Here is a 13,200-nt window from a genome sequence, read left to right on the forward strand (position 1 = left end):
CTCAGACCCGTTCCCCGAGCATTTTCGCCAGCAGCCGGAAATCCTTCTCGCGCGGACTGGCCCGGCGCCACACAAGCGCGATGCTGCGCGTCGGGTTTTCGGCGGCGAGCGGGGTGGCGGCGACATCGGTGCCCTCCAGGATCCCCGAATCGATCGCCATGCCGGGCAGGATGGTGACGCCCAGACCGTTGTCGACCATCTGGACGATGGTGTGCAGCGAGGTGCCGAGCATCGTCGCCTCGGCGCGGATTTCGGGGCGGTTGCACGCGGCGAGCGCGTGATCCTTCAGGCAATGCCCGTCCTCGAGCAGCAGCAGCCGGCTCTCGTCGATCTCGCCGGGGCGCACGCCGTGCGGCGGCGGCGCGAGTTCGCCCTCTGGGTAGGCGAGGAACAGCCGGTCGTCGAACAGAGTGACGCTTTCGACGTCGCCGCAGGCATAGGGCAGGGCGAGCAGAACGCAGTCGCTGCGGCCCTGCTGCAGGCCCTCGCACGCCGCGCCGCTCGGTTCCTCGCGCAGATACAGCTTGAGGTCGGGATAATCCCTTCGCAGACGCGGCAGGATGCGCGGCAGCATGAACGGGGCGATCGTCGGAATGACGCTCATCCGCATGTCGCCCGACAACGGCTGTCCCGCCGCACGGGCCATGTCGCCGAGTTCGTCGGCCTCGCGCAACACGCGCCGCGCCTTTTCCGCGATCCGCTCGCCGAGCGGCGTGAAGCGCACCACGCGCCGTGTCCGCTCGACCAGGGTGATGCCGATCAGCGTCTCCAGCTCGCGGATTCCCGCCGATAATGTCGATTGCGTAACGAAACATGCCTCGGCCGCACGGCCGAAATGACCGATGTCGCGCAATGCCACCAGATACTGAAGCTGTTTAAGCGTAGGCAGATAGGTGCTCACATGGCCCACTTATCGCCAGAAACGATCAGGCGCCAGCGAACAATCGATTGGCGCATCTGCTGCGCCGCACCCATATCGTTGCTGCGACGCAGCGAGAAAGCTGCGCGCTGTTGATTTTCACCTCACGCTTTTTCCCCTGGAGGCCATGATGCTCACCGTCGGCGATACGCTCCCCGAATTCACCGTTCCCGTCCAGCAGGGCACCAACGCGCTGCCGGCCGGCGAGACGATCAGCCACGACAGCTTCCCCGGCAAGTGGAAGGTGCTGTTCTACTGGCCGAAGGACTTCACCTTCGTCTGCCCGACAGAGATCGTCGGCTATGCGCAGTTGAAGGGCGATTTCGAGGATCGCGACGCCGTGCTGATCGGCGCATCGACCGACACCGCCCACGTCCACCTCGCGTGGCGCAAGTCGGACCCCGATCTGGCCGCCGCCGACTTCCCGTGGATCGCGGACAACGGCGCGGTGCTCGCCAAGGCGCTGGGCATCCTCGATGCGAACGAGCACGTCGCCTATCGCGCGACCTTCATCATCGATCCCGACAACGTCATCCAGGCGGTGCAGGTCAACGGCCTGAACGTCGGCCGCAACCCGGCGGAGACGCTGCGCGTACTCGACGCGCTGCAGACCGACGAACTGTGCCCGTGCAACTGGAACAAGGGCGACGACGTCCTGAAGATCGCGGCGTAACCGCCTGATCGATCGCGGGGCGCGGGGAGGGAGGCTTCCCCGCGCCCTTTTTTATGCCTGAAAGGAATATCATGTCGCTGAAGGAATTCGCCGCCGTCCTGCCCGATTACGCCAAGGACATCCGCCTGAACGTCGGTTCTCTGCTCAACGAGGCGCAGATGGGCGACCAGCGCAAATACGGCACCCTCCTCGCGTGCGCGCATGGTTCCGGGTACAAGCCGCTGGTCGATGCGGCCGAAGCGGAATGCGCGCCGAAGTTGTCGGAGGAAGCGGCCAACGCGGCGCGCGCCGCCGCCGCCGTGATGGCGATGAACAACGTCTACTATCGCTTCACCCACCTTGCTGCGAACAAGCAATACGCCGACATGCCGGCCAGGCTGCGCATGAACGTGATCGCGGCGCCGGGGATCGAGAAGGAGGATTTCGAGCTGTTCAGCCTGGCGGTCAGCGCGATGAACGGCTGCGGCCTGTGCATCGACGCGCACGAAGCGGTCCTCAAGAAGGCGGGCGTCAGCGCCGAGACGATCCAGAACGCGGCACGCATCGCCGCGGTGATGGCCGCGGTGGCGACGGTGCATCGCACGCTGGGGTGATCGGCTTCAGGCCAGGGCCTTGTACAGGCTGAAGCCGCTGGTGAGGGTCAGCACGACGCCGACCATCACCAGCAGCGTCCGGGTCGGCACGCGCTTCGCGATGATCGCGCCGAATGGTGCGGCGACCACGCCCCCGATCAGTAGACCGACGACGGCGGTGGTAAACGCCTCGAACCCCAGATGGGCGATGAAGGTGATCGAGACGCTGAGGGTCAGGAAGAATTCGACGCTGTTGACCGTGCCGATCGTCGTGCGCGGCTGGGCACCCTGAACTAGCAGGTTCGAGGTGACGACCGGCCCCCAGCCGCCGCCGCCCGCCGCATCGAGGAAACCGCCGGCCAGCCCGAGCGGCGCGATGACCTTGGGTTCCTTATGCTCCCTGGGCGGGAAGCGCAGGCCGCGCCACAGCAGATAGACGCCGATCCCCGCCAGATAGGCCATCACGAACGGCCGCGTGACCGAGGCGTCGAGCGTGCTGAGCAGATAGGCACCGGTTACCCCACCGATGACGCCGGGCACCAGAAGGCGGAAGAACAGCTTCCAGTTGACGTTCTTGTGCAGCGCGTGGCTGATCCCCGACACGCCTGTGGTGAAGCATTCGACCAGGTGGACGCCCGCCGAGGCGGTCGCTGGCGGCACGCCCATCACGCTGATCAGCAGGGTGCTGGAAATCACACCGAACGCCATGCCCAGCGCGCCGTCGACGATCTGCGCGGCAAATCCGACGGCGATGAAGGTCGCGATTTCGGACCAGTCGATCGCTTCGAACATCAACATCCCTTCGCCGTCGTGGCCGCCCAGCATAGCCGGCGATCCAATGCCGACAAGACAGATAGGCTTTCGTGGTGGCAAGTCGTTCGTGGGGCGTGCTGGAATTCCGCTGTGCACGGGCCTACATGGCCAGGACCAAGGGGACGCGGGTGATGTCTGGGCTCATCGACTATCTCGATTCGATCAAGGCGCGCGATCCGGCACCGCGCTCGCGCTGGGAAATCCTTCTCTATCCGGGTGTCCTCGCGCTCGGCCTGCACCGCGTGGCGCACTGGCTGTTCCAGGCCGACCTGTTCTTCCTCGCGCGGTTCGTGAACCATTTCTCGCGATTCATGACCGCGATCGACATCCATCCTGGCGCGAAGATCGGCCGCAATTTCTTCATCGACCATGGCTTCACCGTGATCGGCGAGACGGCGGAGATCGGCGACGACGTGACGATCTATCAATGCGTCACGCTGGGCGGAACCAACCCGGATAATGGTGCGGCGGGCAAGCGCCACCCGACGATCGGCGACGGGGTGATCGTGGGATCGGGCGCGCAGGTGCTGGGGCCGATCATCGTCGGCGCGCGCGCGCGGATCGGCGCCAATGCCGTGGTGACGAGGGAAGTCGCGCCGGGCGCGACGATGGTCGGCATTCCGGCGCGCCCGGTGGTGGTCGAGGCCGAAACATACCAGCGCGATTTCGTTCCCTATGGCACGCCGTGCCGCGAAATGAGCGAGGCGAGCCAGTCCCGTCTCGATGCGCTGGAACGGGATATCGCGGCGCTCCGCGCGCGGATCGACGGGGCGGGCGAGGAGCGTGACCGGGCCTGATGGGCATCGTCACGCCGTTTCCGCTCAATGCGGGCAAGCCGAGCCAGATCGGTTTTGACCGCGTCGAACTGACCCGCATTCTCGACCTCTACGGCCGGATGGTCGCCGCGGGGCACTGGCGTGACTATGCGATAGAATTGGGCCGCGACGCCGCCGTCTTCGCCGCCTTCCGCCGCGCCGCCGAAAGGCCGGAATATCGCATCGAGAAGCGCCCGGCGCTACGCCAGCGGCAGGGCGAATGGGCACTGGTCGGCGAACATGGCGCGGTGCTGAAGCGCGGGCACGAACTGGGCCCGGTGCTGGCTCCCGTCGAGCGGCGGCTGATGAAGCTGATCGACGAGTGAGCGGCGACCTGCTTTCGCGGGCGCCGATTGCCGCGCTCCGATCGCGCTATGACGAGCCATGGCGGCACTATCACGCCTGGGCGCATCCGCAGGCGATGCTGCGCCATCTGGCGGCAGCGCAAGCGGAGGGGCTTGTCGTGGCGGATCGCGACGCAGCCGTCGGCTTCATCCTGTGGCATGACGCGATCTACGATCCGCAGGCAGGCGGCGGGCGCAACGAGCGGCTGAGCGCGGCGCTGTGCCGGGCGGAGATGACGCCGCTGGCCGACATGGCGTCGGTTGAGCGTGCGGTTTTGGCGATCGAGGCGACGATCGCGCATGTCCTGCCCGAGGGGGATTGTCCCGACGCCGCGCTGCTGCTCGATATCGACCTGTCGGTGCTCGGCGCGGACGAAGAGGGCTTCGACGCTTATGATGCGGCGATCCGGCGCGAATATGCCCATGTAGAGGAGGCGGCGTATCGCGCGGGGCGGGTGGCGATCCTGACGCGGTTCCTGGAGCGCCACCGGTTGTACCTGACCGACTGGGGCCATGCCCGGTGGGAGGCGGCGGCGCGCGCCAACCTGTCGCGGGCGATCGCGCGGCTGGCCTGAACGCGGGAACGCCCGACGGTCGCCGAAGCGGCCGCCGGACGCCTCCCTCCTCCCAAAGGGATCAGGCGTGGGCAAGCACCGGCTGCTGGACCGGTGGCAACCGGCGGTCGAGGTTGCCGAGCAGCCCGACGACCAACCCGCGTGCCCGATGCCAGAAGGCCGACAGCAGCAGCAGCGCAGATCCGATCACAAGCCCGGTGAACGCGGCCGACAGCTCGACCGCGCCGGCGGTGCGGAACAGCGAGACCAGCGCGAACAGCACATAGGCGAGGCTCGACACCAGCAGCGCGCGACGATCGACCGCCAGCGCGACGCAGGCGAAGGCGACGTAGAGCACCAGCACCAGCACGGCCGTACCCGTGCCGATCGCGTGATCGAACACGCCGAGCATGTGGAACACCGAATGTGCGATCATCGGCGCGGCGGCGAGGTGCAGCCAGAAGGCGACGTCGCTGCGGCGGGTGCGGCGTTCGCGGTCCGACATGTCCCAGCGCATCGCGAAGGCGAACATCGCGACGCCGGTAGCAAGCACCAGCGGATAGACCGCGCGATCGGCGCCGGGGACGAGGCCGAGCACCAGCGCCATCACGACCCCGGCGACCGCCACCGCGCCGGCCGCGACCGTGATCGGCACCATGAAGCGGCGCCAGTGCAGCCAGGCCGCGCCGGCGGTGACCGCCGCGATCGCCGCCGCGATGCCGCCGACCGCGGCGAACTGCATCTGGCGGTTGCCGTCCATCGAATCGATCCAGAGTTCCAGCGGGCGGTTGTATTCGGCGATCACGCCGATCAATGCTCCGGCCACGCCCCCGACGAAGGCGAGCAGCAGCAGGATGCTGGGCAGCGCCATGCGGCGGATACGGGTGAAATATTCGGCGAGCCCCCACGCGCCGACCGCCACCGCGACCCCGCCTAGTGGCGTCCACACGCTGCCGCCGATCCACGCGAGTGCGGAGAGCAGCAGCGCGCTGGCGATCGCGACGAAGATGTCGTTGAAGCCGGTGAGCAGCCGGAAATGCTCCTCATCGACCGTTGGCGTCGCGCGGAGTGCGGCGACGTGGTTACGCAGCGCGGCGGCGGCGTCGGCGCTGATCGCCCCCGCCTCCACCGCGCCGCGAAGATCCTGTTCGCTGTACATGACAGTCCTCCCTGTTACGGCAGGACATAGCATTTGTGTATTGCTGTAGCAATACAGTCAATAGGCTCAGGCCTGCAGCGCTTTCAGGATGCTCATCGCCTGTTCGGCGCCCGACTGGGGGACGATCTCGCCCGCGCGGTCGGTGATCGCGGCCCAGTGGGCAGCGATACCTTCTGCCGACAACTCGTCGCCGTGAAGCGCCTTGCCGGGGGTAAGCGTGACATAGGCGGCCTGGAACACACCGGCGCCGGCGCCGACGATCGCGCTGGTCGGGGCATCTTCGCTGACCAGATACACCGCCGCCGGGGCGACCGATTCGGGCGTGAACTTCGCGAACAGCTCGGCCGGGAAGATATCCTGGGTCATCCGCGTGCCGGCGGTTGGCGCGATCGTGTTGACGTGGACGTTATATTTGGCGCCTTCCAGCGCCAGCGTCTTGGTGAGGCCGGCCAGGCCGAGCTTGGCCGCGCCATAGTTGGCCTGGCCGAAATTGCCGTACAGGCCGGTCGACGATGCGGTCATCAGGATGCGCCCATAGGCCTGCTCGCGCATCATATCCCACACCGCCTTGGTGCAGTTGGCCGATCCGTTGAGATGGACATCGACGACGAAGGCGAAGTCGGCGGGCTCCATCTTGGCGAAGCTCTTGTCGCGCAGCACGCCGGCGTTGTTGATGAGGATATGGACGCCGCCCCAGGCTTCCTTGGCGTGGGCGACCATCTCGACCATCTGGGCGTAGTCGGTGACGCTGCCGCCGTTCGCCATTGCGGTGCCGCCGGCCGCCTCGATCTCCGCGACGACCTGCGCCGCGGCGTCGGAGGTGCCGGTGCCGTCGCGCGCACCGCCGAGATCGTTGACGACCACCCGTGCCCCGCGCCGCGCAAGATCGAGCGCATAGGCGCGGCCGAGGCCACCGCCTGCGCCGGTCACGATCGCCACCTTGCCGTCGAACGAAATTGTCATGCCGTCCCTCCCGAATCGCCGTTTCAGGGCGGGCTTAGAGAGGCAAGGCGGCGCTGAAAAGGAAAGGGCGCGGCTCCGAAACGGGAACCGCGCCCGCCGTAGCGTCAATCCGCCGGGGTCAGCCGCCGCGCTGGCGACACTTGTCGTACTGGCCCTTCTTGCAGATCGGATAGCTGTCGAGCGCCGCTGGCGGCGGATAGGCCTGGGTCGGCGATTGCGAGGGCTGGAAGATCACTTGCGCACCCGGCGGCGGCGGCCATGCCATCGGCGGGGCGGGAGGCTGATAGCCGCCGGTCGGGGTGGTGGCATCCGCAGCCACCGGGGCGGGCGCGGGCGTGTCCTGGGCCGTGGCGGCGGTCGCGCCGAAGGCGAGCGCGGTCGCCAGCAGGATCATCTTCATGACGGTCGAAACTCCTCGATTGGGCGCACCCGAAGTGCGTCGCTGCCCCAAACGCGGCAGGCGGCGAGTCGTTTCCCCGTCGAACCGAATTCCCGCGTCAGTCGCCGGCGTCGAGCGCGTAGCCCGCCGAACGGACGGTGCGGATCACGTCCGGCCGATCGCCGATGTTGATCGCCTTGCGTAGGCGGCGGATGTGGACGTCGACGGTGCGCGCCTCGATATCGGCGTCATGCCCCCAGACGGTGTCGAGCAGCCGCTCGCGCGAGAAGACCCAGCCGGGATGCTCCAGGAAATGGCGCAGCAGGCGAAATTCGGTGGGGCCGAGTGCCACCGCCTCGCCGCCACGACGCACCTTGTGGCCGACCGTGTCCATCTCCAGGTCGGCGTAGGACAGCGTCTCGCCGGCAAGCGCGGGCCGGACGCGGCGCAGCACCGCGCCGACGCGCGCGACCAGCTCGCGCGGGGAAAAGGGCTTGGTGACGTAATCGTCGGCGCCGGTTTCCAGCCCGCGCACGCGATCCTCCTCCTCGCCGCGCGCGGTGAGCATGATGATCGGGACGTTCTGGGTCGCGTTGCTGCGGCGCAGGCGCCGGCAGACCTCAAGGCCGGAGATGCCGCCCTCGATCATCCAGTCGAGCAAGACGATGTCGGGCGGGGTCTCCGCGGCGAGGATCAGCGCCTCCTCGCCATCGGGCGTGTGGCGAACGTCGAAATCCTCGCGCCGGAAATTCCACGAAACCAGTTCGGCGAGCGCCGCGTCGTCCTCGACGAGCAGCATCTTGGCGCGGTTCATGTGGCGGATTCCTCCGGCCCGTCGCTTGCTTCGCGGTCGGAAAGGTAGCGGCCGGTGGCGGCGAAATAGACCATTTCCGCGACGTTGGTGGCATGGTCGCCGATCCGCTCCAAGTTCTTGGCGACGAACAGGAGGTGCGCGACTTCGCCGATGGTCTTGGGATTTTCCATCATGAACGTGACCAGCACGCGGAAGATCGAATTGTAGAAATCGTCGAGCTGGCTGTCGCGCTCGTTCACCTCGACCGCGGCTTCGGCGTCGCGGCGGGCGAAGGCGTCGAGCACGTCGCGCACCATGTCGCTGGCGAGCGCCGCCATCGCCGGCAGGATCGAAATCGCCTCGATGCGATCCGGGCCGGTGTGGATCATCGGCACGCGCTTGGCGATGTTCTTGGCATAGTCGCCGATCCGCTCGATCACGGCGGCGATCTTGAGCGCGGCGACCACCTCGCGCAGATCGTCGGCCATCGGCGCGCGGAGCGCAATGACGCGGACGGCGAGGCGTTCGACCTCCGCCTCGATGATGTCGATCTCGCGGTCCTTGCGGCGCACCTTCTCGGCCAGCTTGGCGTCGCCGCGCTGGAGCGCCTTCATCGCATCGGTGATCGCCTGTTCGGCCAACCCGCCCATTTGCGAGATAAACCCGCGCAACTGGCCGATGTCGGCGTCGAACGCCTTGACGGTATGTTCCATCGCTTCGCTCCTCAGCCGTAGCGGCCGGTAATGTAGTCCTTGGTGCGCGGCTGGCGCGGCGCGGTGAAGATCTCGTCGGTCAGACCATACTCCACCAATTCGCCAAGGTGGAAGAAGGCGGTACGCTGGCTGACGCGCGCGGCCTGCTGCATGTTATGCGTGACGATGACGATCGCGTATCGGCCGCGCAGTTCGGCGATCAGTTCCTCGATCTTCGCGGTCGCGATCGGATCGAGCGCCGAACATGGCTCGTCCATCAGGATCACTTCGGGGTCGACCGCGATCGCGCGGGCGATGCATAGCCGCTGTTGCTGGCCGCCCGACAGCGCGGTGCCGCTGTCGTCCAGCCGGTCCTTGACCTCGTCCCACAGGCCGGCGCGCCTCAGCGAGCGTTCGACGATACCCGACAGGTCCGCCTTCGACCCGGCGAGGCCGTGGATGCGCGGGCCGTAGGCGACATTCTCGAAGATCGATTTGGGAAACGGGTTCGGCTTCTGGAACACCATGCCGACGCGCGCGCGCAACTGAACCACGTCCATCGCGGGGGCATAGACGTCCTCGCCGTCGAGCAGAATCTCGCCTTCCACCCGCGCGGACGGAATGGTGTCGTTCATCCGGTTGAGCGTGCGCAGGAAGGTCGATTTGCCGCAGCCGGAAGGACCGATGAACGCGGTCACCTCGTCCATCGACATGGCGATCGATACGTCGCGCACCGCCTGCTTGGCGCCGTAGAAGACGCTGACGTTGTTCGCGGAAAGTTTGGGCGTGGTCACCAGCGTGTCTCGAACCTGTTGCGAAGATAGATGGCGAGGGCGTTCATCGCCAGCAGGAAGGCGAGCAGCACCAGGATGGCGGCCGACGTCTTCTCCACGAAGCCGCGGCTGACTTCATCCGACCAGAGGAAGATCTGGACCGGCAGGACGGTGGCGGGATCGGTGAAGCCTCCGGGCGGCGCGGCGATGAAGGCGCGCATGCCGATCATCAGCAACGGCGCGGTTTCGCCCAGCGCGCGGGCCATGCCGATGATCGTGCCGGTCAGGATGCCGGGCAGCGCCAGGGGCAGGACGTGGTGGAACACCACCTGCACCCGGCTGGCGCCGATGCCCAGCGCGGCATCGCGGATCGACGGCGGCACCGCCTTGATCGCGTTGCGCCCGGCGATGACGATGACCGGCATGATCATCAGCGCCAGCGTCATGCCGCCGACGATCGGCGCAGATCGCGGCAGGCCCAATGTCCCGAGGAACACCGCGAGCCCGAGCAAGCCGAAGATGATCGACGGCACCGCCGCCAGATTGTTGATCGAAACCTCGATCAGGTCGGTCCAGCGGTTCTTGGGCGCATATTCCTCGAGGTAGATCGCCGACAGCACGCCGACCGGGAAAGCCAGCAGCAGCGTGACGAGCATCGTCATCAGCGAGCCCTTGAGCGCACCCCAGATGCCCACGGACCCCGGATCGGTCGAATCGGCGCGGGTCAGGAAACCGCGATCGAAGCCGGTCGACAGCAGGTTCAGCCCCTCCAGCCGCGCGACGACGGCTTCGGCATCGGGTTCGCCGGTGCCACGCGCCGCGGTGTCGATCGACGACGAGGCCGGCACCTCGATCACCGCCTTGCGCGTCAGGATGCCGGGATCGCCCTTGATCGCGTCGCGCACAGCCAGCCACGCGGTGTCGGAGATATAGTCCGCGCCACCTTCGCCGAACGCTGCTTCCGCTGCGGCCGAGACCGTGTCCTGCAGCCCTGCGCCGGCCAGCGCCAGATCGGCGCCGCGCCCGTCGAGCTGATGGCGCGTGACGGGCAGCGCGTGGCTCTCGAAGTCGATCGACAGCTTCAACTCGGTCCGCTGGAAGCCGCGGATGCCGTTGCCCATCATCGTGACGAGCAGGAAGGCCAGGAACGACGCCGACAAGACGACCGCGAACAGCCCGACGAAGCGGAAGCGACGCTCGGCCGCATAGCGGCGGCGGATGCGCTTCTGCATCGCGTCGGCGCGCCAGTCGGTCGGCGCACGGGCGGCGGGTTCGTGGCCCTCGGCGGGCACGCCGGCGACCGGGGGCGTGCTATTCATAAGCTTCGCGATACTTTTTGACGACGCGCAGCGCGACGATGTTGAGCAGGAAAGTGATTGCGAACAGCGTGAGACCGAGCGCGAAGGCGGCGAGCGTCTTCGGGCTGTCGAACTCGGCCTCGCCGGTCAGCAGGTCGACGATCTGTTTGGTGACGGTCGTCGCGCTCTCGAATGGGTTGAGCGTGATCGTCGCGGCGCCCGATGCCGCCATGACGACGATCATCGTTTCGCCGATAGCGCGGCTGACGGCCAGCAGGATGCCCGCCACGACGCCGGGCAGGGCGGCGGGCAGCAACACCTTGCGGATCGTCTCGTTGGTGGTCGCGCCCATCGCCAGGCTGCCGTCGCGCATCGCGGTGGGCACGGCGGCGATCGAATCGTCGGCCATCGACGATACGAACGGGATGATCATCACGCCCATGACGAGCCCGGCCGACAGCGCGCTTTCGGACGAGGCATAGGGCATGCCAAGCGAAACCGCGATCTCGCGGATGGCGGGTCCCACCGTCAGCGCGGCGAAATAGCCGTAGACGACGGTGGGGACGCCAGCGAGCATCTCCAGTGTCGGCTTCATCCAGCGGCGGAAGCCCGGCCGGGCATATTGCGTCAGGTAGATAGCACTCATCAGCCCGAACGGGATCGCGACGATCATCGCGATCACCGCGCCGATGAAGAAGGTGCCCCAGAACAGAGGCACCGCGCCGAGCGACGCGCCCGGATCCTTCTGGGTGATGACCTGCGGGCTCCAGGTCGTGCCGAACAGGAAATCGGTCACCGGTACGATGCTGAAGAAGCGAAAGCTTTCAAAGACAAGCGACAGGAAGATGCCAAGCGTTGTCAGGATCGCGATCAGCGATGCGACGAGCAGCAACAGCATGACGCCGCGTTCGACGCGGGCGCGGGCGCGGAATGCGGGGCTGACGCGGGTCCAGGCATAGGCGCCGCCCGCGAAGCCGAGCAGCAGCGCGACGATCGCGCCGATCCAGCGGTATTTCGCGATCGCAGCGGAGAAGGCGGGGGCCAGCGTCTCCGACTGGTCGTAGAAGGCGCCGTATGCGCTACCCGAGGCGAGGCTGCGCGCCTCGGCCAGGATCAGGTCGCGCTCATAGCCTGTCGCGGGCAGGTGCGCGGCGGCGGGCGCGGCCAGGACGTCGGCGGTCACCAGCGAGGGGCTGATCGCGCTCCACACGGCGAGAAACAGCAGCGGCGGGACGACCGCCCACAGCATCGCATAGGCGGCATGCTGGCCGGGCAGCGAATTTGGCCGTGTACCGGCGGCCGCCGACAGGGCGACGACGCGAGCGCGCGCTGTCAACCAGGCGATCAGGCCCAGGCCCGCGATGACGAAAAGAAGGGCGAGCAAATTCATGTCAGTGCAGCTTCGTCGGATCGAGCGGCGTCGCCTTCGCGATCACCTGCGCGGCGGCAGCACGATCGGCCGCGGCGGCGGGGATCAGGCCGCGCCGGGCGAGCCGCCCGCCGGGCGACCATTCGCCGGCATAGTCGGCCAGGAATTCCTTAAGGCCCGGCACCGCGCGCAGATGCGCCGTTTTGACGTAGAGGTAGAGCGCGCGCGCGCCTGGATAGCTGCCGTCGGAGATCGTCTGGTAGGTCGGGACGATCCCGTCGAGCGGTACGCCGCGCAGCGTGGCGGCGTTCTCTTCGAGATAACTGTAGCCGAACATCCCGATCGCGTTGGGATTGGTGGAAAGGTTCTGGACGATCAGATTGTCGTTCTCGCCCTTGTCGACATAGACGCCGTCGTCGCGCAGCTTGGTGCAGCGCAGGTCGTAGGCGTCCTTGTCGCTGTCCTTCAGCGCCTTGGCGTCGGGATCATATTTCTCGCAAGCGGGGACCATGACGAGTTCGGCGAAGGCATCGCGCGTGCCGCTGGTCGAGGGCGGGCCATAGACCTGGATCGGGATGGCCGGCAGCGTCGGGTTGACGTCGCGCCATAGCTTCGCGGTGTTGCGCTGACCACCCGGGTTGGCGGCGAGCGCGAGGTAGATGTCGCGGCGGGTCAGCTTGAATTCCTGGCCGCGCTTGGATTCGGCCAGGGCGATGCCATCGGTGCCGATCTGCACCTCCATCACCTTTTCGACGCCGTTGGATCGGCAGCTTTCGAGTTCGCTGGTCTTCATCCGGCGGCTGGCGTTGACGACGTCGGGGAAGCGCGGGCCGATGCCGCCGCAGAACAGTTTCATGCCGGGGCCGGTGCCGGTCGATTCGATCACCGGTGGCTTCATGCCGCGACTGTTCACGAAATTCTCGGCGACGGCGGTGGTAAAGGGGTAGACGGTCGACGATCCGACCACCTTGATCTGGTCGCGCGTCGTGCCGCCGCCGCACGCGCCGAGCGCCAGCAGGGCGATGCCCGCGGCGGCGATGGGAAGAAGGCGGATCATCGGTATCCCTGCAACGGCGACGCGACC

Annotated in this window: 16 protein-coding genes; 5 read left to right on the forward strand and 11 right to left on the reverse strand. The window is 67.4% G+C overall.

Going from position 1 to position 13,200, the window contains the following annotated elements; translation table 11 throughout:
- Position 1: 1 nt before the first annotated feature.
- Entirely contained in the window at positions 2-901 is a 900-nt protein-coding gene (locus tag VYI76_RS06550; RefSeq protein ID WP_326523977.1) for a hydrogen peroxide-inducible genes activator, read from the reverse strand.
- 148 nt (positions 902-1,049) lie between these two features.
- On the opposite strand from VYI76_RS06550, the gene VYI76_RS06555 reads away from it, so the two are divergent.
- Both VYI76_RS06555 and VYI76_RS06560 read left to right on the forward strand, forming a co-directional pair.
- Positions 1,050-1,592, forward strand: a complete 543-nt coding sequence (locus VYI76_RS06555) for a peroxiredoxin (RefSeq protein ID WP_326525044.1) — start codon at positions 1,050-1,052, stop codon at positions 1,590-1,592.
- A gap of 71 nt (positions 1,593-1,663) precedes the next feature.
- Positions 1,664-2,185 (forward strand): carboxymuconolactone decarboxylase family protein, encoded by a 522-nt coding sequence (locus VYI76_RS06560; RefSeq protein ID WP_326523978.1) that lies wholly within the window; start codon positions 1,664-1,666, stop codon positions 2,183-2,185.
- Positions 2,186-2,191: 6 nt separating this feature from the next.
- On the opposite strand, the gene VYI76_RS06565 is transcribed toward VYI76_RS06560, so the two are convergent.
- The gene (locus VYI76_RS06565; protein ID WP_326523979.1) at positions 2,192-2,962 is read right to left on the reverse strand and encodes a sulfite exporter TauE/SafE family protein; all 771 of its coding nucleotides are present in this window, start codon (positions 2,960-2,962) and stop codon (positions 2,192-2,194) included.
- A 146-nt stretch (positions 2,963-3,108) separates the two neighbouring features.
- Here VYI76_RS06565 and epsC point away from each other — a divergent pair, with 146 nt between their 5' ends.
- Genes epsC through VYI76_RS06580 form a run of 3 tightly spaced genes read left to right on the forward strand, consistent with a single transcriptional unit; the run spans position 3,109 to position 4,711 of the window.
- Positions 3,109-3,774, forward strand: coding sequence for a serine O-acetyltransferase EpsC (epsC, locus tag VYI76_RS06570; protein WP_443018912.1), 666 nt, complete (start codon positions 3,109-3,111; stop codon positions 3,772-3,774).
- Positions 3,774-4,118, forward strand: coding sequence for a DUF2794 domain-containing protein (locus VYI76_RS06575; RefSeq protein WP_326523981.1), 345 nt, complete (start codon positions 3,774-3,776; stop codon positions 4,116-4,118). The genes epsC and VYI76_RS06575 overlap by 1 nt, the downstream gene beginning before the upstream one ends.
- Entirely contained in the window at positions 4,115-4,711 is a 597-nt protein-coding gene (locus tag VYI76_RS06580) for an HD domain-containing protein (RefSeq protein WP_326523982.1), read from the forward strand. Before VYI76_RS06575 ends, VYI76_RS06580 begins: the two co-directional genes overlap by 4 nt.
- A gap of 61 nt (positions 4,712-4,772) precedes the next feature.
- Here the strand turns inward: VYI76_RS06580 and VYI76_RS06585 are convergent, their stop codons facing one another.
- From VYI76_RS06585 to VYI76_RS06625, 9 genes are all read right to left on the reverse strand, one after another.
- Positions 4,773-5,849, reverse strand: a complete 1,077-nt coding sequence (locus VYI76_RS06585) for a hypothetical protein (RefSeq protein WP_326523983.1) — start codon at positions 5,847-5,849, stop codon at positions 4,773-4,775.
- Positions 5,850-5,915: 66 nt separating this feature from the next.
- Entirely contained in the window at positions 5,916-6,812 is an 897-nt protein-coding gene (locus VYI76_RS06590; RefSeq protein WP_326523984.1) for an SDR family NAD(P)-dependent oxidoreductase, read from the reverse strand.
- A 118-nt stretch (positions 6,813-6,930) separates the two neighbouring features.
- On the reverse strand, positions 6,931-7,212 hold the full coding sequence (locus tag VYI76_RS06595) for a hypothetical protein (RefSeq protein ID WP_326523985.1): 282 nt from the start codon (positions 7,210-7,212) through the stop codon (positions 6,931-6,933).
- Between the two features lie 97 nt (positions 7,213-7,309).
- The gene (gene phoB / locus VYI76_RS06600) at positions 7,310-8,005 is read right to left on the reverse strand and encodes a phosphate regulon transcriptional regulator PhoB (RefSeq protein WP_326523986.1); all 696 of its coding nucleotides are present in this window, start codon (positions 8,003-8,005) and stop codon (positions 7,310-7,312) included.
- A complete protein-coding gene (phoU, locus tag VYI76_RS06605; protein WP_326523987.1) occupies positions 8,002-8,697 on the reverse strand; it encodes a phosphate signaling complex protein PhoU in 696 nt (231 codons plus the stop codon). The genes phoB and phoU overlap by 4 nt, the downstream gene beginning before the upstream one ends.
- Before the next feature lie 11 nt (positions 8,698-8,708).
- Positions 8,709-9,473: a phosphate ABC transporter ATP-binding protein PstB gene (gene pstB / locus VYI76_RS06610; RefSeq protein ID WP_326525045.1), complete on the reverse strand. Its 765-nt coding sequence runs from the start codon at positions 9,471-9,473 to the stop codon at positions 8,709-8,711.
- Entirely contained in the window at positions 9,467-10,768 is a 1,302-nt protein-coding gene (gene pstA, locus VYI76_RS06615; protein WP_443018913.1) for a phosphate ABC transporter permease PstA, read from the reverse strand. The genes pstB and pstA overlap by 7 nt, the downstream gene beginning before the upstream one ends.
- A complete protein-coding gene (gene pstC, locus VYI76_RS06620) occupies positions 10,761-12,137 on the reverse strand; it encodes a phosphate ABC transporter permease subunit PstC (RefSeq protein ID WP_326523988.1) in 1,377 nt (458 codons plus the stop codon). The genes pstA and pstC overlap by 8 nt, the downstream gene beginning before the upstream one ends.
- Before the next feature lies 1 nt (position 12,138).
- Positions 12,139-13,173, reverse strand: a complete 1,035-nt coding sequence (locus VYI76_RS06625; RefSeq protein ID WP_326523989.1) for a substrate-binding domain-containing protein — start codon at positions 13,171-13,173, stop codon at positions 12,139-12,141.
- Positions 13,174-13,200 lie beyond the last annotated feature (27 nt).

The organism is Sphingomonas sp. (assembly GCF_035910975.1).
Taxonomy (GTDB): Bacteria; Pseudomonadota; Alphaproteobacteria; order Sphingomonadales; family Sphingomonadaceae; genus Sphingomonas.